General features: G+C 59.1%; 22 protein-coding genes. 18 read left to right on the forward strand and 4 right to left on the reverse strand.

The window, feature by feature from the left end; genetic code table 11:
• Positions 1-82: 82 nt before the first annotated feature.
• Positions 83-550, reverse strand: coding sequence for a DUF3515 domain-containing protein (locus tag ACIPUB_RS15380; RefSeq protein ID WP_407608159.1), 468 nt, complete (start codon positions 548-550; stop codon positions 83-85).
• A 149-nt stretch (positions 551-699) separates the two neighbouring features.
• Between ACIPUB_RS15380 and ACIPUB_RS15385 the strand changes: the two genes are divergently transcribed.
• From ACIPUB_RS15385 to rsmD, 4 genes are read left to right on the forward strand one after another with little or no spacing between them, the layout of a single operon-like run.
• Positions 700-1,746, forward strand: a complete 1,047-nt coding sequence (locus ACIPUB_RS15385) for an LCP family protein (protein ID WP_407608160.1) — start codon at positions 700-702, stop codon at positions 1,744-1,746.
• 22 nt (positions 1,747-1,768) lie between these two features.
• On the forward strand, positions 1,769-2,731 hold the full coding sequence (locus ACIPUB_RS15390; RefSeq protein ID WP_407608161.1) for a DAK2 domain-containing protein: 963 nt from the start codon (positions 1,769-1,771) through the stop codon (positions 2,729-2,731).
• Positions 2,721-4,934 (forward strand): ATP-dependent DNA helicase RecG, encoded by a 2,214-nt coding sequence (locus ACIPUB_RS15395; protein WP_407608162.1) that lies wholly within the window; start codon positions 2,721-2,723, stop codon positions 4,932-4,934. Before ACIPUB_RS15390 ends, ACIPUB_RS15395 begins: the two co-directional genes overlap by 11 nt.
• Positions 4,935-4,940: 6 nt before the next feature.
• Entirely contained in the window at positions 4,941-5,540 is a 600-nt protein-coding gene (gene rsmD / locus ACIPUB_RS15400) for a 16S rRNA (guanine(966)-N(2))-methyltransferase RsmD (protein WP_407608163.1), read from the forward strand.
• On the opposite strand, the gene ACIPUB_RS15405 is transcribed toward rsmD, so the two are convergent.
• Together ACIPUB_RS15405 and ACIPUB_RS15410 are read right to left on the reverse strand one after the other, a co-directional pair.
• Positions 5,502-6,281 (reverse strand): spermidine synthase, encoded by a 780-nt coding sequence (locus ACIPUB_RS15405; RefSeq protein WP_407608164.1) that lies wholly within the window; start codon positions 6,279-6,281, stop codon positions 5,502-5,504. The two genes, rsmD and ACIPUB_RS15405, sit on opposite strands and share 39 nt — an antisense overlap.
• 2 nt (positions 6,282-6,283) lie before the next feature.
• A complete protein-coding gene (locus tag ACIPUB_RS15410) occupies positions 6,284-7,495 on the reverse strand; it encodes an aminotransferase class I/II-fold pyridoxal phosphate-dependent enzyme (protein ID WP_407608165.1) in 1,212 nt (403 codons plus the stop codon).
• A 114-nt stretch (positions 7,496-7,609) separates the two neighbouring features.
• Between ACIPUB_RS15410 and coaD the strand changes: the two genes are divergently transcribed.
• The 10 genes from coaD (at position 7,610) to ACIPUB_RS15460 (ending at position 17,673) form a co-directional block, all read left to right on the forward strand.
• Positions 7,610-8,092 carry a pantetheine-phosphate adenylyltransferase gene (gene coaD / locus ACIPUB_RS15415; RefSeq protein WP_407608166.1) on the forward strand — a complete coding sequence of 161 codons (483 nt, stop codon included), beginning with the start codon at positions 7,610-7,612 and terminating at the stop codon, positions 8,090-8,092.
• A 42-nt stretch (positions 8,093-8,134) separates the two neighbouring features.
• Entirely contained in the window at positions 8,135-9,031 is an 897-nt protein-coding gene (galU, locus tag ACIPUB_RS15420) for a UTP--glucose-1-phosphate uridylyltransferase GalU (RefSeq protein WP_302265917.1), read from the forward strand.
• Positions 9,032-9,248: 217 nt separating this feature from the next.
• Complete coding sequence (locus tag ACIPUB_RS15425) at positions 9,249-10,226, forward strand: LCP family protein (protein WP_407608167.1); 978 nt, start codon at positions 9,249-9,251, stop codon at positions 10,224-10,226.
• A 110-nt stretch (positions 10,227-10,336) separates the two neighbouring features.
• Positions 10,337-11,209, forward strand: coding sequence for an ABC transporter permease (locus tag ACIPUB_RS15430; RefSeq protein ID WP_407608168.1), 873 nt, complete (start codon positions 10,337-10,339; stop codon positions 11,207-11,209).
• Entirely contained in the window at positions 11,193-12,056 is an 864-nt protein-coding gene (locus tag ACIPUB_RS15435) for an ABC transporter ATP-binding protein (RefSeq protein WP_407608169.1), read from the forward strand. Before ACIPUB_RS15430 ends, ACIPUB_RS15435 begins: the two co-directional genes overlap by 17 nt.
• A complete protein-coding gene (locus ACIPUB_RS15440; protein WP_407608170.1) occupies positions 12,053-13,102 on the forward strand; it encodes a glycosyltransferase family 2 protein in 1,050 nt (349 codons plus the stop codon). The genes ACIPUB_RS15435 and ACIPUB_RS15440 overlap by 4 nt, the downstream gene beginning before the upstream one ends.
• Positions 13,099-13,920: a CDP-alcohol phosphatidyltransferase family protein gene (locus tag ACIPUB_RS15445; RefSeq protein ID WP_407608171.1), complete on the forward strand. Its 822-nt coding sequence runs from the start codon at positions 13,099-13,101 to the stop codon at positions 13,918-13,920. Before ACIPUB_RS15440 ends, ACIPUB_RS15445 begins: the two co-directional genes overlap by 4 nt.
• 55 nt (positions 13,921-13,975) lie before the next feature.
• Positions 13,976-14,818: a glycosyltransferase family 2 protein gene (locus ACIPUB_RS15450; RefSeq protein ID WP_407608177.1), complete on the forward strand. Its 843-nt coding sequence runs from the start codon at positions 13,976-13,978 to the stop codon at positions 14,816-14,818.
• 53 nt (positions 14,819-14,871) lie between these two features.
• Positions 14,872-15,333 carry an adenylyltransferase/cytidyltransferase family protein gene (locus tag ACIPUB_RS15455; protein ID WP_264269776.1) on the forward strand — a complete coding sequence of 154 codons (462 nt, stop codon included), beginning with the start codon at positions 14,872-14,874 and terminating at the stop codon, positions 15,331-15,333.
• A gap of 276 nt (positions 15,334-15,609) precedes the next feature.
• Entirely contained in the window at positions 15,610-17,673 is a 2,064-nt protein-coding gene (locus ACIPUB_RS15460; RefSeq protein ID WP_407608172.1) for an acyltransferase family protein, read from the forward strand.
• Between the two features lie 145 nt (positions 17,674-17,818).
• Here the strand turns inward: ACIPUB_RS15460 and ACIPUB_RS15465 are convergent, their stop codons facing one another.
• On the reverse strand, positions 17,819-19,042 hold the full coding sequence (locus ACIPUB_RS15465; protein ID WP_407608173.1) for a CDP-glycerol glycerophosphotransferase family protein: 1,224 nt from the start codon (positions 19,040-19,042) through the stop codon (positions 17,819-17,821).
• A 131-nt stretch (positions 19,043-19,173) separates the two neighbouring features.
• On the opposite strand from ACIPUB_RS15465, the gene ACIPUB_RS15470 reads away from it, so the two are divergent.
• The 4 genes from ACIPUB_RS15470 to rpmF all read left to right on the forward strand — a co-directional run bounded on the left by ACIPUB_RS15470 (position 19,174) and on the right by rpmF (position 25,093).
• Positions 19,174-20,580 carry a stealth conserved region 3 domain-containing protein gene (locus ACIPUB_RS15470; RefSeq protein ID WP_407608174.1) on the forward strand — a complete coding sequence of 469 codons (1,407 nt, stop codon included), beginning with the start codon at positions 19,174-19,176 and terminating at the stop codon, positions 20,578-20,580.
• A gap of 135 nt (positions 20,581-20,715) precedes the next feature.
• On the forward strand, positions 20,716-24,231 hold the full coding sequence (locus ACIPUB_RS15475) for a CDP-glycerol glycerophosphotransferase family protein (protein WP_407608175.1): 3,516 nt from the start codon (positions 20,716-20,718) through the stop codon (positions 24,229-24,231).
• A gap of 92 nt (positions 24,232-24,323) precedes the next feature.
• Positions 24,324-24,887, forward strand: a complete 564-nt coding sequence (locus tag ACIPUB_RS15480; RefSeq protein ID WP_217390510.1) for a DUF177 domain-containing protein — start codon at positions 24,324-24,326, stop codon at positions 24,885-24,887.
• A gap of 2 nt (positions 24,888-24,889) precedes the next feature.
• The gene (gene rpmF, locus ACIPUB_RS15485) at positions 24,890-25,093 is read left to right on the forward strand and encodes a 50S ribosomal protein L32 (protein WP_007273166.1); all 204 of its coding nucleotides are present in this window, start codon (positions 24,890-24,892) and stop codon (positions 25,091-25,093) included.
• Positions 25,094-25,134: the final 41 nt, after the last annotated feature.

The raw sequence follows: 25,134 nt of genomic DNA on the forward strand, positions 1-25,134 counted from the left end.
AACCGCCTCGCGCATCCAGGTGGGGGTCCTTCAGCAAGCTTCGCTTCGCTGAGGGACCCCCACCTTCATTTCCACGACTTGTTTAGGGCACGTCCACGGTCTTGCTGACCGTGGTGCAAGTGCGCTGTGCGGGAATCTTCGAGGCAGCGGAAGACAGGGTGGCCAGGATGGTGCTGGACGGAATCACATTCGGGTCAAAGACCAATTCCGTGGCCGGCGTCCGGCCATAGGTGGTGAGTGTCCAGGCTTCCTCGCCCTCCTTCGCCAGCCAATCAACCCCGTTCACGCTGACGCATGGATCAGTGGACGGAGGAGGGGCCGTGACCCCGCAACGAAGCACCAATTGCGCCGGGTCTCCCCAGACGGCCGTGGCCTGGCTATTGGTCTGGCGCTTCTGCTGCTCCGAGATTTCCGGAGGAAGCAAGACCATCATCTCAGCACACAAGGGATTGCCCGCGTCATCCGCCGGCTGGACATTTGCGATGGGGGAGCAGCCCGAGAGCACGAACAGGCCGGTCAGGGACGCGGCGATTGCCGTGGCGAATTTCACGCCGCGCACCCTTCGAGGGGATGCGTTCCTGATAAGGGACTGTGAGTTCGGGGAATCTGAGCTGGTAAAAATCAATCTGGGCACTTAAACAGCCTACCGGTCGCGCGACATGACTAGGATGTAAAGGAGTATTTGCTTGAGAGGCATAAATGACACATATGAACGGGTCCTTCGAGGACACCGGCTACGAAGAGCCGAAAAAGAAGAAACGCACCGGACTAATGATATTGCTGGGTGCAGTATCGCTGGTGTTGATCGCGTTGCTCGTGGCCGGAGGGTACCTGTTGTCGCTGGCGCGCAGCTTCGACAGCGGGACCACGAAGTTGACGGATGCGTTCCCTGAAGAGACGTTGCGGCCGGAGAAGGCCGAAACCGCCAAGGACGCCACGAACATCCTGCTTCTTGGCAGTGACACACGCGCCACGAACCAAGGCGGCGAAGAATTTGCCGAGCTGCCGGACGGCGGCCGTTCGGACACCATGATGTTGGTGCACATTCCGGCGAATCGCGAAGGCGTCTACGTCACCTCCATCATGAGGGATACCTGGCTGGATATTCCCGGCCACGGCAAGGCGAAAATCAATGCTGCATTTGCGTTGGGTGGAGTTCCGCTGACCGTCCAGACGCTTGAGGGTTTGCTGGACACGCGCATCGACCACGTTGCGTCCATTGACTTTGAAGGCTTCAAGGGCCTGACCAACGCACTCGGAGGGGTGGAGATCAACAACCCCATCGCATTCAAGCAGAACCTCGCGAACGGTTACGCATTCCCCAAGGGGGTGCAGACACTGGACGGCGAAGAAGCCCTGGCCTTCGTTCGCGAGCGCTATGCGTTCACTGACGGTGACTACCAGCGGGTCCGGAATCAACAGCTTTTCGTCAAGGCCATCATGAGCACCATGATGTCCAAGGAAACCCTGACGGATCCGGGAAAGATATCGGATACCGTCCAGGAGTTCGCGCCATACGTCGCAGTGGACGAAACCCTCGACGCGATGAAGGTCGCAACGCTGGGCAGCTCCATGGCCAACGTCCGTTCCAGCGACATGACCTTCTTCACGCTTCCCAACAACGGCACCGGCCGCTCAGCGGACGGCCAGTCGATTGTCATTCCCGACATGGCCGTGGTTTCCGAATTCGCCGAGGCCCTGAAGCAAGACAACGTGGGACAATTTATAGAGGATAACGGTCTCTAAGGATCGAGTGATCACTCACACCATGAACCAAAAAATCCACGCCAATTCCAAGGCCATGTCCACGTGGCTTGAGCGGATGGTCAAGAGCCTGGGAAACCATAGCGACCGCCTCAACGCGATCAATATCTTCCCTGTTGCTGACGGGGACACCGGCAGCAACCTCTACCTCACCGCACGCAGCGCGCACGACGCGATTTCCAAGCTTGAAACGGAAAACATCGGCGAGCTTCTGACGATGGCGTCGCGCGCTGCAATGGAATCGGCACGTGGCAACTCGGGCACCTTGCTTGCCGTGTTCATGGCGGGCTTGGCCGAACCACTGTGCGGCGTGGAGCGGATGACGGCCCCAGTTCTAGCCACCGCTTTGGAGCGTGGCAAGGTCAGGGCATGGTCGGCTCTCAGCGACCCGGTCTCCGGGACAATGCTCTCCGTCATGGAGGTCGTTGCCAACACCGCCCGCGCAACGCACCGCGCCAGCGAACTTGAGCCGGAGAGCAAGGCAGCACTCGTTGAGCTTCTGGATGCCTTGTGCATTGCCGCGGAGAAAGCCGTGATCGCCACGGAGAACGAACTCGGACAATTACACGAAGCCAAAATCGTCGATGCCGGCGCCGTGGGCATGTTGATCATCCTGGACGAACTCCGTGGTGCACTTCTGGGACAGGTCATTGACCCTGACGAATACTCCCAACTTCATGGGTATGGCATCCAGGATCCGCATATCCACCACGACGTCGTGCATGACTCGGGTGTCGAGGTTATGTGCACCATCAGCCTCGATGCCTTGGGAGCTGCAACCTTGCGGGGACAGCTGGACACCATCGGCGACTCCGTCATCATGAGCCCGGTCAACCCGACCGAGGACGGATACCGCTGGCGAGTACACGTACATGTCCCCGAGGCCGAAAGTGCCATGAGCGTCATTCGAGGCATCGGGTCCCCGGTCAACATCTCAGTGACCGATCTATGCACCCATGACGGCTAGCGCAGAATTTACCAACGAAACGCCACTCGACAGCGTCCTTGGCGCGGCTTCGGCACGCAAGGTGGAAACGGCGTTTGGATATTCGACTGTGGGCGAAATGCTCTCGCACTTCCCGCGCCGGTACATGGAAATCGGGGAGCTCTCCAAGATTTCGGAGCTACCTGTGGGGGAGGACGTGACGATCGTTGCCGAGGTTAAATCGGTGAATCAGCGGCGCATGCATTCGCGCTCCGGTTTTCTGCTGGAGGTGCTTGTCAGCGACGCGCTCGGTCCAGAGCAGTCAACGCTTCGCATGACCTTCTTCAACGGCTATGAAGCCAAGCGGGACCTGCAGGTGGGCTCTACGGCAATGTTCAGCGGCAAGGTCACCATCTACCGCAACCACCTGGAGCTCACCCACCCGGAGTATTCGTTGCTCGATGCGGCCGAGGAAGCGGACCCGCGGCCCATTCCCATCTACCCGGCCACCGCAAAATTTCCCAACAAGAAGATCCGGGAAGTCATGGAGCTTGTCCTGGCAGGAATCGGGACCACCGGATTCCCGGAGTTCATTCCCGATCCAGTCTTGGAATCCCATCGCATCCCCGGCCGGGTTGTGTCCTATGAACATATCCATCGGCCCCAAACCGTTGCCCAAGGATACGCGGCAAGAAAGCGCTTTGCCTTTGAGGAAGCTTTCCTGCTTCAGCTCGCCCTTGCCCAGCGACGTGCCCACCGCATGAAACAGCCGGCCACTGCCCGGTCAGGCAATGCCGATGGACTGTTGGCGGCTTTCGATAAGACCCTTCCGTTCACGCTCACAGAAGGCCAGTTGATCGCCGGCAGGGAAATTGCCGATGACCTGGTCCGCGGACATCCCATGAACCGGCTGCTGCAAGGCGAGGTTGGTTCGGGCAAGACCTTGGTGGCCTTGCGCGCCATGCTCCAGGTCATTGACTCAGGAGGGCAGACGGCGCTCCTTGCCCCCACCGAGGTCCTCGCCCAACAGCATTACCAGTCCATCAAGAAACACCTCGGCTCGCTCGGGACCGGGGGAGAGCTTGGCTCAGACCCGCGCGCCACCCGCGTGGATCTGCTGACTGGTTCAGCAGGGACCGCCGAGCGCAAACGAGTCCTCCTTGGCGCCGCCTCGGGGGAAACCGGCATTCTGGTGGGAACACATTCCCTGTTGTCGGACATGGTCCGTTTCGTGGACCTCGGTCTGGTGGTCGTGGACGAGCAACACCGTTTCGGTGTTGAACAGCGAGATGCCCTGCGGTCAAAGGCCGATATGCCCCCGCACATGCTTGTCATGACCGCGACACCGATCCCACGCACCGTGGCAATGACCGTCTTTGGAGACCTGGAGGTAAGCCTCATGAGGACTTTGCCTCCAGGGCGTGCCCCCATTGCCACGCACATTGTGCCGCTTCAGTTGCCCGCGATGCAGCAGCGACTCTTTGCCCGCATGGCCGAGGAAACTGCCAAGGGACACCAGGTATACGTGGTGTGCCCCCGCATTAGCGAAAAGGCGGTAGAAGACGACTTCCTGCCTATGCCCATCGAGCCCACACCCGATGCGACTGCCAGTGACGGCGCAGCGAAACCGGCCACGATGACAGTTGAAAAGATGCTGGAATTGCTTGGATCCATGGAAATCTTCGCCAGCACGGAGATCAGGGCCTTGCATGGCGGCATGCGCAGTGAGGAAAAGGCGGAGGCCATGATGGCCTTTGACTCGGGAAGGGCTTCCATCCTTGTTTCCACCACAGTGATCGAAGTCGGTGTCGACGTACACAACGCCACGCTGATGGTCATTATTGATGCCGAGAACTTTGGGATATCCCAGTTACACCAGTTGCGTGGTCGTATCGGTCGTGGTGGGCTGCCCGGCACATGCCTCATGACCACGTGGCTCGACGCGGAGCACCCGTCGGTGATGCGGCTGAAAGCCGTGGAATCAACCACCGACGGATTCTTGCTGGCAGAATCGGATCTCAATGAACGCCGGGAAGGCGACATCCTGGGGGCAAGCCAATCTGGTTCCAGGTCCACGCTCAAGGTCTTGCGCGTGATGAAAGATGCCAAACTCATTGCCCGGGCCAGGGAAGCGGCCGAGTCAATTATTGACGGTGACCACGGACTGCAGACTTATCCCGGCCTGCAGGCCGCGGTTGAGGAATGGGTAGACGAAGATATGCAAGCATTCCTGGAAAGGGGATAGATCCCAATGAGTCGAATCGTTGCTGGCGCCGCCGGAGGACTTCCGCTGAAGAGCGTTCCCGGGGACTCCACCCGACCCACCACCGACAGAGTCAAGGAAGCCTTGTTTTCGAGGCTCGAAAGCTATGACGTGCTCGGCAGCGCCCGGGTCCTGGACCTGTATGCCGGCGCGGGATCCTTAGGCCTCGAAGCCGCCAGTCGCGGCGCGCGGTCGGTGCTGTTGGTGGAACTGGCACCCAAGGCCGTGTCGGTATGCCAAGCCAATGCAGGCATCGTCAACAAGGCGCTGCGCAACGACGTGGTCAGTGTTCGCCGTGGCTCAGTGGACTCCGTCCTGGATTCATTTGCTCCCGTCCAAGGTGAAAGCGGCGGGAAAACCTGGGACGTCGTGTTCATGGACCCGCCCTATCCACTCACGGAAGAGGAACTGGCCAAGACCTTGGAGAAGGTCGCCTTGGTCCTCGAGGATGGCGCGACCATTGTGGTGGAACGATCCTCGCGTTCGGCCGAGCCCACGTGGCCCGTGGGGCTGGAAAGATTTGCCGAAAAGAAATACGGCGAGACCCGTCTATGGTTTGCCGAACCCGTCAAGGTCGGAGCCGAATAGCACGGTTCCCGGGTGTGGCCCGGAGGCCCGCAACCGATCCACCATGGCGAGGTCGAGCCGCGACTGGGTCCCGGCCACGACCATGTTTCCCGGAAACTTTCTGGAGAAGATCTCGGTGGGGGCGCTGGCCATGACTGTGGCAAAAATTTCGGACATCGCCTTGATTTGGCTGTCCGCGAAGGTAAATGGAGGATCGTCACCGACGTTGACAAGGACCAGACCCTCGGGACGCAATAGGGAGTTCATTTCCGCGTAGAATGCCGGGACCGTCAGGTGCTCGGGCGCTCCGGCGCCACTGAAGATATCCAAGACGATGATGTCGAATTTCTCTCCCGCCAATTCATGCGTCAGCACCTGTCTGGCATCCCCAATGATCGTCCGGAGATTCCTTGGATTTTCCATGGGCAGGGCGTCGAAGACAAAATCGAGCAGTTCGCGCTCCAAGTCCACGGCGACCTGAACGCTTCCGGGTCTCTTGCGCTGGATATATCGTGCCAGGGTCAAAGCCCCGGCTCCGAGGTGCAGGACGTGTAGCGGTTTTCCAGGTTCACCGTGTTCGTCGACATGGTTTGCAAGACGTCGCAGGTACTCGTAGAAGATCTCTTCCGGATGATCCACATTCACATGTGATTGCTCGGCGCCTCCCAGCTGCAAGACCCAGGCACCGGGTACAAAGGCGTCTTCCTCGAGCGTGGCGTGGGCTCCAAGATTGCTCAGCCACCGGCTGGCACGTTTGACCACGATCAGCCACCCACCGATGCAGACAAACGGGACAAACGGTTGGCTGCCTCGCTTAGCAACTCCGGTCTCTTGCAGAAGGCAAAACGCATCAGGCTTCTGGTGCGTTCGGCCCCCTCGGCATGGCAGAAGACAGATAACGGAATGCCGGCGACTCCGATTGCTTCAGGCATCCGACGGGCCAGATCCAGGGCATTGTCGAAACCAAGGGGGGCCACGTCGGCGACGATGAAGTAGGTGCCTTGCGGCCGGTAGACCGTCATTCCGGCCGCCTCAAGCCCCTTGGCCAGGACGTCGCTGCGTTTGCCGAGATCACTGGCAAACTCGGCATAGAATGCGTTCTCGGACCGCAAGGCCTCCGCGACGGCCGGCTGAAAAGCAGTTCCCGAGGAGTAACTCAGGAACTGCTTGACCGTGCGGACGGCAGACACGAGATGGGCCGGTCCAGTGGCCCATCCGACCTTCCAGCCCGTAAACGAAAAGGTCTTGCCTGCCGAGGATATGGTCAGGGTTCGCTCCCATGCGCCGGGCAGCGTGGCAATTGGCGTGTGGGCGACGCCGAATGTGAGGTGTTCATAGACCTCGTCGGAGACAATGATGCAATCGTGCTTGGCCGCCAGCGAAACGATTTCCGCCAGGACTTCCTTGCCGAAGATGCTGCCCGTGGGGTTGTGCGGGTTGTTGAGCACGACCATGCGCGTGCGCTCATTGAACGCTGCACGTAGCTCGTTGACATCCGGCTGGAAATCCGGCGCATTCAAGGCCACGGTTCGGTGGATGCCGCCGGCCAACGCGATGTTTGCCCCGTAGGAATCATAGAACGGTTCGAAGGTAATGACTTCGTCCCCGGTTCCGATGAACGCGAGGATGGCCGCGGCGATGGCCTCGGTGGCACCGGTGGTCACAACCACTTCATTCTCCGGATTTACGTCCAGGCCATAGAAACGCTTCTGGTGATCCGCAATGGCCCTGCGCAACGGAAGGATTCCCGCGCCAGGCGCATACTGATTGAGATCCCCGGAGATTCCCTGGGCGGCCACGTCCTTGAAGAATTTCGGGCCGTCGGTGTCCGGGAAACCCTGCCCAAGGTTGATCGCCCGGTGCTTCACGGCAAGTGTGGTGATTTCCTCGAAGATGGTGACGCCGAGATCACCATTGGCGGACAGTAAATTGGCACCGGCAGCCATGCGCTGCCATGGAAAATCAATTGAAGACATGGTCCATTATCCCGTGAGTCGGTGATTCGATGGCCAACGCAACGAAAAAGACACGATGAGTCATCAAGGCGAACGAAGAGGTCGACCTGAAGCTGACTTGATAGATTGCAGAGTATGCGTCGAGCCGTCTGCCCCGGGTCCTTTGACCCCATCCATAATGGTCATGTCGAGATCATTGCCCGTGCCAGCAACCTCTTTGACGAAGTCATTGTGGCCGTGTCAACGAACTACGCCAAAAAATATCGATTTGAGCCGGATGAACGACTGGAAATGGTGAGGGAAACGATTGGGGGACTGCGAGGCGTCAGCGTCGAACCCATGGGCGTCGGCCTGCTGGCCGATTTCTGCAAACTGCATGGCGCAGACGCCATCGTCAAGGGCCTGCGTTCCACGGTCGACTACCAGTACGAAACCCCGATGGCTGTGATGAACCGCCATCTCACAGGGGTTGAAACCGTGTTCCTCGCGGCCGATAACCGCTATACGCACCTCTCTTCTTCCCTGCTAAAGGAAGTCCAGTCCCTCGGGGGGGACGTGGCCGACTACCTGCCTCGAACCGTACTCAAAAGATTAAGAAACGCCTCGCAAGAGCCGTAATCGGGTTCGGGATTTGTGCATTCCATGACGTAAAGTCAAGCCATGACTCAAAGTAGGCGCGTAATTAAAGCCGTTATCCCTGCCGCTGGTCTGGGAACCCGATTCCTGCCAGCGACAAAGGCGATGCCCAAGGAAATGCTTCCGGTTGTCGACCAGCCCGCCATCCAATACGTAGTGGCCGAGGCATCGAAGGCAGGGCTTACGGATGTCTTGATGATCACGGGCCGCAGCAAGCGTGCCTTGGAAGACCACTTTGACCGCGTGCCGTCCATGGAAGCCACCCTCGAAGCCAAGGGTGACAGCGAAAAACTGCGTCGGGTCCAGGAAGCTACAGATCTCGGCGAAATCCACTACATTCGCCAGCGCGATCCCAAGGGCCTTGGACACGCCGTCCTTTGCGCGAAGCAGCACGTGGGCAACGAGGCATTCGCCGTTTTGCTCGGTGACGACCTGATCGATGAGCGGGATGAATTGCTTTCGATCATGATCGACGTCCAGGAAAAGACCGGTGGCTCGGTCATTGCTTTGATGGAAGTTGAACCGGAGCAGATCAGTGCATATGGCTGCGCCGATGTCTCTACCGTTGACGGTGAAAACTACGTCAAGGTCAACGGGCTCGTGGAAAAACCTGCCGTCGAAGATGCACCTTCGAATTTGGCAGTTATCGGCCGTTATGTCCTGCACCCAAGGGTCTTTGAAGTGCTGGAAGAAACCAAGCCCGGTCGAGGGGATGAAATCCAGTTGACCGATGCCCTGGAAACGTTGGCTGCGGCCGATGGCCCGGGCAGCGGCGTCCACGCCGTTGTTTTCCGTGGGCGGCGCTACGACACCGGTGACAAGCTGAGTTACATCCAAGCCGTTATATCTTTGGCTTGCGAACGCGCGGACCTCGGTCCGGACCTCCTGCCGTGGCTTAAGGACTTCGTTTCAACGCGCTAGGATTTTTGGATGGCAAGGCTGATTCAGCGTCTTCACAGGGTGACTGATTAGCCTTGCTTTAGTTTGTGCGAAAGTTGTCGACCGTAACATTGCCTCGAGTCGTCCGAGACTTCTCGTTCTGGTCTTATGGAGACGTTGATTGACTAAAGTAAAGAAATTCCCAGGCGAATACATACCTCGTCGCCTAGCTCGGCCCAGGAAGCGAAAGGGCCTCCTCGTGCTGCTGGGCACGATAGCGCTGGTCCTTGTGGCGGCGATTGTCGCCAGTACATACGTTGCCAATCTTGCCCAGACGTTCAATACGAAGACCCGGGAAATTGGCCAAGCCTTTCCTGAGGAACAGGTCCGTCCGGTCAAGAACCCCGATGATGGATCCTTGAATTTCCTGTTGCTAGGCGTCGATCATGGGGCGGACGACACAGAGACGACCAACCTGCTTCAGGCCGGCGGAACCGACCAGCGTTCCGACTCGATGATGATGATGCACATCCCGGAGGACCGGAAAGGCGTCTACGTGATGTCGATCATGCGAGACCTCTACACGGATATTCCCGGCCATGGCACGCAGAAGGTCAATGCCGCCATGTCGCTTGGCGGTGTGCCGTTGGTCGTCCAAACCGTTGAAGGGATGTTCGATACCAAGATCGACCACGTGGCCATGGTCGACTTCGACGGATTCAAGGAGCTGACGACGGCACTTGGCGGTGTCACGGTAAAGAACGACATCGAGTTCACGTCGACCGATAACAAGAAGTATGAGTTTCCCGTCGGCAACATCGAACTCGAAGGAGATCGGGCGTTGCGGTTCGTTCGTGAACGCAAGCCGTTTGTCGACGGGGACTATCAGCGAGTACGCAACCAGCAGAAGTTCATCAAGGCTGTTATGAACGAGATGCTGTCCAAGGACACTTTGACCAACCCGGCAACGATCTTTGAGGTTATTGATAAGGTCTCGCCTTACCTCGCCCTTGACGATGGACTGGATGCAGCCACCGCCGCTGGGATTGGGTTGCAGCTGAAGGACCTCCGCCCATCGAACATAGAGATGTTCACGTTGCCGACCGCAGGGCTTGGCACCTCGCCGGACGGGCAATCCATCGTTCTGCGGGACGAACAGGCCATCCTCGATATCGGCCAAGCACTTCGCACGGACAATCTTAAGACCTACCTGGACAGTGCAAATTTGGACCAGTAACAACTGATACATAGATCACACATCGCCCTGTCGACGGATGCAAACCGCTCATGGGGATGCGTATCTACTAGACTTCATAAGGTTCGTCAGCGACAGCAGGCGAGTAAACCGTGATCAACGAGGTAACGAGAATTATGACAGCTGCCGAATATGCGGCGCAGTACGGCCTGCACAGGGTCGGTGCTCGTCCGGACCTGGTGAGCTATCTGAAACAGGCGTGGGCCAGGCGCGATTTTGCGTTTGAACTGGCCAGAAGCCGGCTGCAAGCGACCAACCAACGAAACCGCCTGGGCATGCTGTGGGTTGTTATCAAGCCGACCATGAATGCCCTGATGTACGGGTTCATCTTCGGAATCCTGCAGGGTGGAAACAAGCCTCAGGACTTCCCGGCATTCGTCGTCATCGGTGTGTTCCTTTTCGAGTTCTTCACGGGGTCGGTGAACTCCGGCGCTAAATCCATCACCGGAAGCGCCGCTTTGGTTCAATCCTTGGCATTCCCGCGCATCACCCTCCCCATCGCTGCCGTGGTGCAGCAGTTCCTCACGTTGGTGCCCATGCTCGGAGTCATGTTCGTTTACTGCATGATCCTTGGCACCACGCCAAAGTGGAGCTGGCTCATGGTGCTTCCGTTGCTGGTGCTGTTCACGATGTTCAATACGGGCATGGCCTTGGTGTGCGCCAGATTGACGGTTCACATTCGGGACTTTACTCAGATTCTGCCGTTGATCACCAGAATCCTGTTTTACACCTCCGGAGTCTTGTTTGGTGTTGACCGTATTCTGAACGCCTTTCCCGTACTGGTCCTCATGTTCGACTTCCACCCGATCTACCAGGCGTTGCAGATTGCCCGCGGTTCGATCATGAACGGCGTGGAATACCCTTCGTTCTACTGGGTTGTTTTATCTGTCTGGGCTCTTGCTGCCCTGATTGGCGGCACCGTCTATTTCTGGGCTGCGGAGGAGCGTTATGGTCGAGTTGACTAATTTTGATGATCTGATCAATCCGCGAAATCACGGCAAGTTTCAGCCTAAGCCGGTCTTCGATATTGAACCTGACAGCAGATCGGCAAACACGTCGGTTGAGGTGGATGAGACGCGGACGCCTGTGGTGATAGTCGATGATCTCCACGTCAAGTACCAGGTGTATTCCAGTGGCAAGTCGGTTGGTGCAGCTGGGGCCAAGCGGCTGCTGCAGACCTCGACGCGCGGCATTCGGGAAGTCCACGCAGTCAAGGGCGTCTCGTTCGTCGCCTATGAGAACGAGTCGATTGGCGTGATCGGTTCGAATGGTTCGGGTAAGTCGACGCTTATGCGCACGATCACGGGCCTCACCAGCCCTGCGGCGGGTTCCGTCTTCGCCTCGTCTCGCCCGAATATGCTGGGTGTCGGAGCCGCGCTGATTCCGGACCTTTCGGGTGAAAAGAACATCATGCTCGGCGGCCTGGCACTTGGATACAACCGCCAGGAAATCAACGCCATGCGCGAAGACATCACGAAGTTCGCTGAACTGGAGGAGTTCATCGACCTTCCCATGCGTACCTACAGCTCCGGCATGGCTGCGCGCCTTAAGTTTGCCATCGCCGCTTCGAAACAACATGACATCCTCATTGTCGACGAAGCCTTGGCCGTCGGCGATGCGCGGTTCCGCAAGCGCAGTGAGGCAAAAATCCGCGAGATCCGCGAAAACGCCGGCACCATCTTTCACGTCTCCCACTCGATGGGATCGATCCTGGAAACCTGTAACCGGGTGATCTGGATTGAGAAGGGCGTCCTGATGATGGACGGGGACGCGAAGACGGTTGTCGACGCGTACAAGGCCAAAAAGAAGTGACTGCTGCGCAGACCCTGGGTGTTTCCTATGTCATGCCCGTGCTCAACGAGGCCGGATATCTCCGTGACGCAGTGGCCAGTGTCCTTGGCCAGGACTACGCCGGGGACAAGGAAATTGTCCTGGCCCTTGGGCCGAGCACCGACGCCACCGACGAAGTTGCGGCCGAGCTTGCCATCGAGGACGACAGGGTCAAGCTGGTCCACAATCCCCAGGGACGCACGCCGATCGGGCTGAACCTTGCCATTAGGGCCTCGCAATATCCGATCGTGGTGCGCGTGGATGCCCACAGCGAATTGGCACCCACCTACACGGCCCGCGGCGTGGAGACCATGTTCCGGGTCGATGCACACGATGTCGGCGGACTCATGGATGCCCGCGGGAAGAACCCCCTCCAGCGTGCCATTGCCGCCGCCTACCATTCCCCTTGGGGCCTAGGTGGTGCCGCCTACCACAGCGGTGCGCCGGAAGGCCCCGCCGAGTCTGCCTACTTGGGCATTTTTCGCCGCCAGGTATTTGACGAGGTCGGCTACTACGACGAGTCGCTGCACCGCGCCCAGGACTGGGAACTCTGCCTGCGAATTCGCCAGGCCGGATACAAGGTGTGGTTCGACCCGGAACTCGAAACCGCGTACTACCCCCGGGACACCTACAAGGCCCTCTCTGCACAGTCCTATGCTTCGGGAGTCTGGCGCGGCGAATTGTCTCGGCGATATCCCGATGGCAAGTCGATGCGCCACGATCTGCCGCCGCTGATGCTGGTCGGGTCCAGCCTGGGCGCGATTGCCTGGGTGATCGACCCCTGGCTGACTTCCGAGGCACCAGGGGCCGTGCGGATCGCACTGAACCTGTTGAAGCTCGCTCCGGTGGGGTATGCCGGACTGGTCGTCTTTGCGACATTGACCGGCAAGCGCACCACGACCTTCAAGGAGAAGCTTTTGATGTTCGGTGTTTTTCCATCCATCCACTTCCCGTGGGCCGTTGGCTTTGTCAAGGGCCGTGTACGCGGTGCCCAGGGAACCCTGGACAGGGGGCGGGTACGTTCATGAATGAAACCATTCGACCGAGCAACCCGACTCTCGAACAGCTGCGTGCGGTGTGCCAGCCCCCGGAAGTCCGGGCACGGCGAAACGCCGAGCACTGGACCGCGGAACTTTACCTGCGGCACATCTCGATCTACCTGACCGCGGTGCTGGTGCGCACGCGCATCAGCGCCAACGGTGTCACCGGACTCATGATCCTTGCCGGCTGGCTCATGTCGGCAGCCCTGCTGATCCCTGGTGTGTGGGGCCCGCTATTGGCGGTCGTCCTCTCACAGGTCCAGCTCTACTTCGATTGCAGCGACGGGGAAGTGGCACGCTGGCGCGGCACCCAGTCGCCACGCGGGATCTTCATTGACATGGTGGGACACCACACCACCGAGGCCTTGATTCCCATCGCCTTGGGCTATCGCGTGTTCCTTGAGCTTCAGACCCAGGGGGCCGATGCCGCCCAGGCATGGCCGACACTTTTCATCTCCGCAGTGCTGTCGGTTCTCCTTGTATTGAACCGTTCCCAGAGCCTCATGGTGCATGCCGCCCGTGGGATGGCCGGACTGGGAAAGCTCCCGGATACGGCCGAGGCCCGTGCGGTTTCGCAGACCAGCTTTGTCGGGAAGCTGCGATCCGCAGCCCGCTTCCTGCCCTTTCACAAGATGCTTCATGCAGTGGAACTTAGCCTCGTCATCCTGGTCCTGTCGATAGTCTCTGCCGCCGTTGGCGTCCCCGGCATCGCCGAGAAATGGATGCTTTGGATCCTGCTGCCGGCAGTTGTCCTGGTGAACATCGGGCACTTTGTTTCCACAATGGCTTCATCCCGGTTGCGGTGATCCCTTGAGCATTCCAGAGGGGAACCTCCCCACGGTCGGAGTCGTCGTCCTGACCATGGGCAACCGACCTGAGGAATTGAACCGTGCCTTGACGAGTCTCTTGGCCCAACGAGAAGTCGAACTCGACGTGGTCGTGGTGGGCAACGGTTGGGATCCTGTCGGGCTTCCGGCCAGCGTGCGTGGCCATTTTCTTGAACACAACCTCGGTATCCCGGCCGGACGCAATGCCGGTGTCCCGTTGGTCAAGGGGGAATACCTCTGCTTCCTGGACGATGATTCCTGGTTCCTGGACACAGACTTCCTCGAAGAGGCGATATCCAGGTTCGAGAGCCACCCCCGGATGGGTCTTCTCCAGCCGCGGATCACCGACCCGACACGCGATGACGACCCCACCCGGTGGATCCCGCGCCTCAACAAACGCACGGCCGTCGAATCAAGCCGCGTCTTTCACGTGGGCGAAACCTGCCTGCTGATGCCCCGGCACATCTTTGACGAGACCGGTGGCTGGGCCGGCGGTTTCTGGTACGCACACGAGGGAATTGAACTCGCCTGGCGTGTTTGGGACACCGGGCATCACGTCTGGTACGCCGGTGACATGAGGATCGGCCACCCGGTTGTCGATCAACGACGACATGACGAGTTTTACCGGCTGAATGCACGAAACCGGGTATGGCTGGCCAAACGGAACCTGCGCTGGCCTTTTAGCTGGATGTACGTGTCCAGTTGGGCATTGGTGGAAGCAACCCGCCTGCGCAAGAATCCCGATGCGGTGCGGCAATATTTCAGCGGTTGGCTTGCCGGGTGGCGGGAGATCCCTTGGTATTCAACACCCCGGCCCAAACTCAAATGGTCGACCCATCTACGGATGCTGCTGGCAGGCCGACCACCCATAATCTGAGACCTTCGATCACTGCGTCCTTACACGCAACCAAGAAGTAAATGGAGTTGAACATGGCAAAAACAGTCCTCACCTATGGCACGTTTGATCTTTTCCACATCGGACATCTGAACATCCTCAAGCGTCTGAAGGAAAAAGGTGACCGATTGATCGTCGGAGTATCCACCGATGAATTCAACGCCATCAAGGGCAAGAAGCCGATCGTTCCCTTCGATCAGCGCATCGAGATCGTCAGGGCAATCCAGTACGTCGACGAGGCCATCCCGGAAGACAACTGGGAGCAGAAGCGTCTGGACATTGCCAAGTACGATGTCGATGTCTTCGGCATCGGAGAGGACTGGAAGGGCAAGTTCGACGACTTGGGCGACAAAGTCGAGGTCGTATATCTTCCCCGCACCTCGGGCATCTCCACCACGGAATTGAAGCGGGTGCTGAGCGCCTTCGACGAACGCCATGTCGCCAAGCTGAAGGACACCCTCGACAGCTTGAGCCAGATTGTCAAGGAACTGAGCTAGACCTTAGATCCTGCACCGATCGGAGCGCGCAACGTTTCCCGCGTCCGCCCGCTTGGTTCCCTGAAGCCCGTTGCCGGAAATTCCACTAGCGGCGGCCCGATCCCCATCCCAGGTTCGTCGGTCATGTGGTAAGGGGCGCAGTCGAGCATTATGCTTCTGCCATCGGGGCCCAGCCTCGCGGCGGCTTGCCATGTGGTGAATTGGTCGTGTCGACCAATTCACCAGGCCGGTGCCGCGCAGCACACGAATGATTCCAGAATTAGCCAACGAGAGACCATGAGCAACACGACTACGCGAACACAATTCAGGCCCGATATTCAAGGCCTGCGCGCCATTGCCGTCGGACTCGTCGTCATCTACCACCTTCTGCCGCAGAGTATCACCGGTGGCTTCGTCGGCGTCGATGTATTCTTCGTGATCTCCGGCTACCTGATTACCTCGCACCTGATAAAGCATCCACCCCGCAAAGCCAAGGAATTTGGCACCTTCTGGCTCCGTCGGATCAAACGACTCATTCCGGCTTCAATGCTGGTCCTGTTCGCCACCGTCATTGCGGTTCGAATGCTGACACCGGAATCATTTTGGCGGGACAATACGTTCCAGGCCATCGCGTCTGCGTTCTACTCGCAGAACTGGTTCCTACTGGCCACCAGTGTGGACTACCTGGCCGAGGACAACGCTCCCACTGCCGTCCAACATTATTGGTCGCTGGCGGTTGAGGAACAATTTTACCTCTTGTGGCCCCTGGTAATCGCTGCACTTTGGTGGTTTGCCGTCAAGAAGAGACTGCTGGCAAAGCGATTTGTGCTTGTCGGTGTGTCACTGATCGTCGCACTTTCCTGCGCCTACTCCATTTACCTCACCTCCGTCGAACCGGCAGTTGCATACTTCTCCACCTTCACCAGGGCATGGGAGCTTGCATTGGGAGCCGTGGTGGCACTGGTCCCCGCGCCCAGGTCACGTTTCAGTTCCTCGCCCGCTGGTGCCGTGATCGCATGGGCCGGAATTGCCGGGATCATCGGCGCCGGATTCGCCTACGATTCGGCCACTCCTTTCCCCGGTTACCAGGCGGCACTGCCGGTCGTGGGGACGGCAATGGTGATCTGGGTTGCTGCCACCTCACGTTTCTCGCCAACCCCATTGCTCGGTTCAAGGCCCTTCCTCTTCCTCGGGGATCATTCGTACTCGATCTACCTCTGGCACTGGCCGATTATTGTCCTGCTGCCGTTTGTTTCCGGCAAGCTGGGCGCATTGGACCTGGCGGCCGCTGCCGCGGCGACCATCCTGCTGTCGATGATCACCAAGAAATATGTCGAAGACGCATTCCGCAGGACGCTCGATGTCTCACCGCTCGTGACCCCGGTCCGATTCTTGGTGGTCGCAACGGCTTCCGTGGCGTTGTTGGCTTCCGGTGTCGCCGTGGATGCCCAAAAGCGGCAGGAGGTTGCCAACGTTTCGCTCCAGGCCGCCGTCCAGGGATCTGTTCCGTGCTTCGGCGCGTCGGCGCTCACCGACAAAAGCGGCGCCTGCCAATACGAGGCCGACAAAGAGCTGATCCTGTCGCCAGCCCTCGCGAAGGACGACAAATCCGCTGCCTATGCCGACGGATGTTGGTCCAGCGAACCATATGAGAAGAAGCCCACGTGCACTTACGGCAGCGGCAAGACAAAGGTCGCGCTGGTCGGCAATTCGCATGCAGGGCATTGGCTTCCGGCACTTGAAAAGATGGCTGCAGAAAAAGACTGGACCATCACCACCTTCCTTGTATCCAGGTGCAATCCCACGGATGCCAAGTTGAAGTTTGACGCGGAGGTCAAGTCCCAGGGCTGTTTCGACTACGGCAACTGGGTCATTGACCAGACCGCTGACGGCCAGTTTGATCTCATCATCACGTCCGAACGGCAGTCCGTCCCGGTCGTGGACCACTCCTTTGCAACGACCGAGGCCCCAGCGCGGCGCGGGTACGAGAAGTACCTGGAGCGATGGACGGACTCCGAGACCCCGATCGTCGTCATCCGCGACACTCCGTTCCCCGGCGCCACAGTGCCAAACATTCCCGATTGCGTGGCCACGGCGAAAGACGCCAATAAAGAGTGTTCGGGGAGCACCGACAAATGGACGTGGATGGATCCGCTGGCCGATGTGGCGGCAGAGGGCCAGCACGACAACGTCGCAGTCATCGATCCCACTCGATACTTTTGCCAGGACGGAACTTGCCCGGCGGTCATCGGCGGCGTCGTCGTGTACTTCGACGCATCACACATCACTGCAACCTACGCAGAAACCCTGACTCCATTCCTGGAAAAGGACTTGGAGAAGGCCCTACAAGAGATTTCCTAGCCCTGGCGCCGCAGTCGGGTCCCGTCGTTTCCTGCAGCGCTCTTGGTGTTCTGTTTGGCATTCCGGACGCCACCAATGCATGCCCCGTTGCCGGGAGCGGGCCATCGGCAGATGTGTCCCCTTCGTGGCTGCCGCCTGTCTGGAACTAGCTCCGTCCGTCGGGACCGGTGACCGCGATTGCAGCGGCGATGAACCGCTCCGTCGCACTGCCCAACGCGGGATCGCCAAAGACCTTTGCACGTAGCGACCGCTGCTGGCCGGATGGCCGGGTCCGGCCCAGGCTCGCGATGGTGTCGAGCAATTCTTGACCCCGTCCCCGCAGGAGCGTTCCCGCCTGTTCCAGGGACAGCGACTGCTCCGGGGCCAGCTCGCGGATCATCTTGGTGTCGGCGCTGTGGAGCAGCAGCAACGGCCTGTCCAATCCGATGGCATCCATTGCCATTGCCGAGATGTCACACAGCACAACGTCTGCGTCGAGGATGCTGCGTGATGAATCACCCGACACCTCCACGCGGTGACCGGCATGCGGTTCCTTGGTGGCGGCCGTCCCGATGGCCCTTTGAATGTGCGCGAGTTCGTGTCGCGCCTTCGCGGACCAGCTTCCGGTCTTGGGATGCGGACGAAACACCACGGTGAAGCGTTCATCGGCCAGCAATGCCTCGACCAGTTTGGCTCCAACCGAGATCACGGACGTGTAGGCCATGTTCTTGCCATCTCCCTCCCACGTCGGTGCGTAGAGCACCTTGGTGCGTGGACCGGGAGGTCGTGCAGCGGCTCCGGGTACGGCGATGTCAAGCTGGGGCCTGCCGATCTGAACCAAGGCGGAAGGATCAATGCGGGGGATGCTCTCCATGATTCGGCACTGTGCGGCTTGGCCGGCAATGAAGGCATAGTCGTAGGCCTTGAGCTGGTTGGAAACCATCGACGATTTTTCGCTCTCGCCGTGGCTCAGGTGCACATGGGCCGGACCACTGATCCGCAACATCGTGAAATTGACCTGTGAGTTGTTCACATAGAAAATACCGGAAGTACCCCAGGACGCCAGCGCTGCCTCGATGCGTTCCATTGAACGCGATAGATAAATCGGAAGTCGTGTCCGCTGGGCCAAAAGGCGGGCGCTGAGCGCGTTCATGACCACCAGGCATACACCGTATCCGCGATCCTGGAGGGCTTCGAAGGGCGCCGTCCATTGCTCCAGTTGGTAGCTTTGACCTGGCCCATCAGCAAAGAAGACCACAAAATCAACGGCATCGGCGGGCGAAGGCTCGGAATCGCGCAAAGTGCCGCGGACGCTCTTTTCCACCGCCATGGCGTGGACTTTTTTGGACATGAGTTGGGACTGCCGCAACAGGGCATCGAAGGTAGTCACGAAACCATCCTATGTGGGCCCGACAGGGCGCGGACGAGCGGATGTCGGAACCGTCGACGGAAAATGAATAGACTGGTTGGGCGCTAAACCTACCAGTGGGCGTTGAACGTGATACCTCGAAGGATGTACATATGAGTCTTGAGTCCGGTTGGAAAGGCCGTGTTGGTGCCATGATTCCCCCCGGCTATTGGCGCCGTGCCATCGAGATCATGGACAACAAGACACCTGCATCGGCTTCTTCGATTGCCGACCAGCGTCGCTTGCAGGTCGAGGCGTTCGAAAGCTCCTCTCCGGGTTCCGCATACCGTGTGCAATGGCAAGGGGACTTGGCGTTGGTCTACGTAGACCCTCGTGCAGCACCGAAGCTGTGTTCCGAGTTGAGGGCCCGAGGCTTTTCGCTCGTGCCGATGGCCGAGGATGCCCTGGACCCGGGGGCAATGTCCGGCTGGAGCTGTGCGACAAAGTCCCAGACGGGTCGCCGCGGTGACTTGGTCGAAGCGATCGGTGTACGACTGCTGGTGGTACCTGGTGGCAAGGCTCCGGCCTTGACCAGCGTCCTGGAGGTTTCCGAACCCATCGATCTCGTCTACACCTGGGTTGACGGGGCCGACGAAGCCTGGCAACGGCGGCGGAGGGAAACCCAGGCGAAGGTTACCGGCCATCTTCTGCCAACCGCAGACGATCCGGCGCGGTACACCTCCCATGACGAACTGAGATACTCCCTGCGCTCGGCCGAGGCGTTCCTTCCCTGGGTCAACCACATTTACGTGGTGACGGCGGGGCAGCGACCGGGATGGCTCAACGAGGCCCATCCGAAGATCTCGTTGATTGACCACGAGGAGATCTTCGAGGACCGTGACGTGCTCCCGACCTTTAATTCCCACGCCATCGAATCCCAGCTTCACAGGATCCCGGACCTGGCCGAGCGTTTCCTCTACGTCAATGACGACGTGTTCTTTGGACGTTTGCTGGGGCAGCACGTTTTTTACACGCCGACCGGATACCCGAAATTCGCGCTATCCGACGGGCGCTTCGACCTAGAAGAGACCCAGAACCTCCCGGTGAATGTCGCTGCCCTGAACAACAATCGACTCCTGCAAGCAACTTTTGGGAAATCGGCAGCCCACAAATTCAAACATGTGGCCCACGCCCAACTCAGGACCACTTTGAGTACGATCGCCCAGAAGCATCCCGAGGAGACCCGGCAGACTGCCAGGGCAAGGTTTCGAAGCGAGAGCGATCTTTCGATACCCTCCTCGCTGGCGCACTACTACGGCTGTGCCATGGGAGTGGCGTTCCCCGGTGAGATCGACTACCGCTACATTGATCTTTCCTCGGAGCAGGTGCACCTCAAATTGTCGCGTCTATTCCTGCAGAAGCGTCCACAGATGTTTTGCCTGAACGAAGTCAGTACCCGTCAGCACGAACGCGTGGATCGCACCTTTACCGTCCAGGAGTTCCTGCGGCATGTCTTCCCTTGGCCATCGTCCTTTGAATCCTCCGAAAACCACATGCCGCCGGCGGTTCCCCATGGTTGAAGACTGTCCGGGTCCATGCTCCCACCATGACGCACAGGGCGCGCTGCCGGTTCTTGGCCGCCGCTGACGAATCGCCGGTCGGCGACCAGCGCGAGCTCCCACCCCAGAGAATTTTCCTGATTGAAAGGTTGCTTTGTGAAGCAAAAACCCACGAACGTGGCGGGCATGGTCCAGGACCTGTACGGCAAAAGACTGCACCGCAGGGATGCCAACAGGAAGACCCGGACGCTCACGGGAGCGGCCTCCCTCCACGTCGGCCAAGAAGGACGATTCCTTCGTATTCGTGCAGTGACAGGCCATGTGCCGCTGGCCTTGAGCGTCCTGCATGGAAAGAACGTCATCGCAAGCATCGCGCTTGACTCCGTGGACCAGCTTGATGCCGACGCCCATGCTTCGACCGGTGTCATCGACCTCGCCGTGCTGGGCGAGCAGTGGAACGCGGTTGCGCCGGCCATCGTGGGGGGATCCGACGACGCGGCAGACGCGCTCGAGGGCACCGTGCGTGTCTGCATGGAATATGCAGGTGAAGTTGGCCAACTCCCGCTAGGGGTTGCCGCCATCGAGCTGGCTGCCACCGAAGGGACTCTGACTCGCGCCGAGCTCAATGATGCGGTGGCATCCGGCTCCGTCGAAGTTGGGGCTCCGCTTCGTTTCCATCGCGTCGTCGGGCGAGCCGCACGTACGGACCTGGAAGCACTCGCGGATCATGAATCGGCCGCGGGGCTCGCACGCCCCTACATCAACAAGCGTGGCGAGCTGGCCATTGCACTGAACCGCGAGATCCAGCACAGCCTCACGCTGCGTACCGACGCAATTTCGGTTGTTGCGGGCAATCTGCGGCTCTCCGGTATTGCCTACAGCAAGAGTTCACGCTTGGTTTCCGCACGCCTCGTGGTTCTCGGGCGACGAAGCGGCCAGGAATTCAGCGGCACGGTGGATCTGAAGCTGCTGCAGGAACAGACCCGTCAGCGGTATGGATTCGGCCGATACGCCTGGGATGCCGAAATCGATTTTTGGGGCGTGGACTGGGACGAAATCCCGACCACGGACAATTTCGACCTTTACCTCGACGTCGACTTCGAAGGTGTTGAGGAGCCGAAGCGAGTGCGCGTGGCCAGGACCCCATACGCCATTCGGGCCACCACGCGGGCGGGAGACATTACCCGCAACGGCAAGACATTGATCATCAATCCCTATTACACCTTCAAGCGCAAGGCCACGTCCCTGTTGCTTGAGGTTGTCGACGAGGATTCCTTCAAGGCCCTCAGGGACTTCAGTCCCTCCAAACACCGCCTGGGAAGCCGTGGACGCAAACCGATCTGGCTGATTGGGGAACTGCCGTACAAGGCCCAGGACAACGGCTTCCACTTCTTCAGGTACGTCCGTCAAAACCATCCCGAGGTCGACGCCTATTACGTCGTGGATCTTGCGTCGCCCGAATACGAGAACGTGCGTCCACTCGGGAACGTTGTCGGGTACCAGTCGAAGGAGCACTTCGAGTTGGCGCTTGCTGCCGACAGGATCATCGGCTCGCATCACCCCGACTACCTCTATCCGACCAGACATCCGGCATTCCTGGCCAAGTCCCGTGCCGGGAAGGTCTTCCTTCAGCACGGCGTCATGGGAACCAAATGGATGGTCCCGAACTACGGAAAGAAATCCGCCGGATTTGAGACGGACCTCTTCTGCGTTTCATCCGACCGTGAAAAGTCCTATATCGTCAAGGACTTCGGCTACGATCCCGGCGAAGTGGTTGTGACGGGCCTGCCCCGATTCGACGCGTTGTTTGACAACGATGTTGCGGTGGAACCCCGGCAAGTCCTCATCATTCCAACGTGGCGCGACTGGCTCCAAAACGACGAAGGATTTGTCGACTCCGACTATTTCCAGCAATGGAACGACTTCCTTCATGATCCGGCGCTGGCCAAGCTGGTTGGCGACAACCAACTGGATCTGATCTTTTGCCTGCACCCAAACATGCAGCACCTCCGTTCGTACTTTGCCGGTGCACCGGTGCGGGTCGTCCGACAGGGCGAGGTTGACGTCCAGTTCCTGATGAAGCAGAGCGCTGCCATGATCACCGATTATTCAAGCGTCGGCTTCGACTTCAGCTTCCTTGACAAACCCGTCCACTATTTCCAGTTCGACCGTGATCGATTCCTGGGAAAACCTGGCTCCCATCTCGACCTGGACCGCGAACTGCCAGGACGAATAGCCTTTACCCGCGAATCATTGATCGTTTCACTTGATGCGACGGTGAAGCGAGACATGAAAATGGAATCCACGTACCGCGACCGTGCCTCCAAGTTCATCGTGGCTCGCGACCGCTCACACGCCTCACGCGTCTTCCAGGCAGTCTGGGACATGCGCCAGCCCAAGATCGACCTGAAAAAGTTGGGTCAGAACGAGTTGCCGGAACGTGCCCTGAATCGCTTCCGCCACAGTGGCCGCTACTTCCCGCTCATGAAGCGCATGCAGGCAGTTGCGCGTCGCCTGCCCATGGACCGGGAGTTGGTCGTTTTCGAATCCGGCCTCGGGAAACAGTATGCGGATTCGCCGCGTTACATCTATGAGGAATTGCTGCGGCGCGGGGATTCACGCAAAAAGGTATGGATCTACGACGGTCCGCACAAGTTCACAGACCCGAACACCACCACCGTGAAGCGGCTTTCGCCGGCCTACTTCTGGTATCTGGCGCGCGCGAAGTTCTGGGTGGTGAACCAGAACCTGCCGTTCTACATGACGCGGCGCAAAAACGGCGTCTACATCCAGACCTGGCACGGAACACCGTTGAAGCGCATGCTCAACGACATTGAAGACATCCACGGCCGAGATGAAGGATATCTGGACCGTGTGACCCGTGCCATTGGCCAGTGGACCCACCTTCTGTCGCCAAGTCCATACGCAACGGAGGCGATGAGAAGTGCCTTCGCCTACAAGGGACCGATCCTGGAGCTCGGCTACCCGCGAAACGACCCCTTGCTGCGGCCGGAGTCGAGCGTGAGGGCACAAGAGATAAAGGCCGCCCTGGGCATCCCCGAAGGCCACAAGGTCGTCCTTTACGCACCAACGTTCAGGGACGATGCCAGCAACGGCAAGGGCCGGTTCACGTTTGAGCTTCCATTCGACCTCGAGGCGTTCAATGAGCGGTTTGGGGAAGACACTGTGCTGCTGCTACGCATGCACGTCTTGGTCAGTTCAGGGCTGCGGATTCCCGAGGAGCTCCGGGGGAGAATCATCAACGCTTCGGCCTACCCCGAGATCCAGGACCTTTACCTTGCCAGCGATGTCCTGATAACCGATTACTCCTCGGTCTTCTTTGATTTCGCCCTCCTGCGCAGGCCGATCCTCTTCTTCGCGTACGATCTTGAGAACTACCGCGACAACCTGCGCGGCTTCTACTTGGACTACGAAAAGGAACTCCCGGGGCCCATCGTCACCGACGAGGACCAGCTGTGGGCGGCACTCGGGAGTGCACTGGACGGAGAACTGGGGCAGACCGGTCCCAGCGAAGAATTCATCTCCAGGTTTGCTCCCCATGACGACGGAGAATCTGCCGGCAGGGTAGTCGATGAATTATTCGGCCCGGGCCAGCCTGTGACGCAACGCGCGTTCCTCAATGGTTTTGGCTCCCGTCGCAAACCGCGCTAGGATGTAATGTCGGTCTATGTTCTACAGGAGTCATCATTAGCGAAAAGCGTTCAGATCGTTCGTCGTCACACGGCATCGATCGCAGTTCGCCCCTGGTTTTCTTAACCAAGGATCTTGGGCGAAGCCCAGGAAACATGACGACCCTTGATGAGGTGGTCGCCGCACCCGCTGAAATCGGTGTGGCACTCATCGGAGTCCGTGAAGGATCGGAAGTTGATCTGGATCTGCGATTCGAAGCCGTGCACGAGGGCATTCTGGTCTCCGGAACCGCCACTGTTGAAATCAGCGGTGAATGCGGACGGTGCTTGGAAGCCATGGCGTACGACTTCGATGCCGACATTCAAGAACTCTTCTACTACGAGGGCTTACACGAGTTCACCGAAGAAGAAGAGCTTGACCAGTACCAGGTTGTAGATGATCGTATTGATCTCGAACCGGTGCTCCGGAATGCAGTGGTGACCGCGCTGCCGTTCCAACCGGTATGCCGGGAAGACTGTGCAGGGCTTTGCTCCGAATGTGGAAAAAGCCTGAATGAGGATCCTGAGCATCACCATGAGGTCTTGGATCCTCGTTGGGCAGCGCTTGCCGGGCTGACCGACATCGTCGCAGAGGACGCGACACAGAGTACACATTCAGTCGAGAGAGAAGAGAAGTAGCCGTGGCTGTCCCGAAGAGGAAGATGTCCCGCTCAAACACTCGCGCCCGTCGCGCCCAGTGGAAGGCAACCGCGCCTACCCTGGTGAAGACCATGGAAAACGGTCGCGTCACCTACAGCTTGCCGCACCAGGCAAAGGTCGTTACGGATTCCGCAGGCACCGAGTTGTTCCTTGAATACAAGGGTCGCAAGGTCGCAGACGCGTAAGTCTGTCTGATGCCTTCAACAGAAGAGCTTTTGAAGCGTGG

It is taken from the genome of Paeniglutamicibacter sp. ORCA_105, assembly GCF_045798545.1.
Lineage (GTDB): Bacteria > Actinomycetota > Actinomycetes > Actinomycetales > Micrococcaceae > Paeniglutamicibacter > Paeniglutamicibacter sulfureus.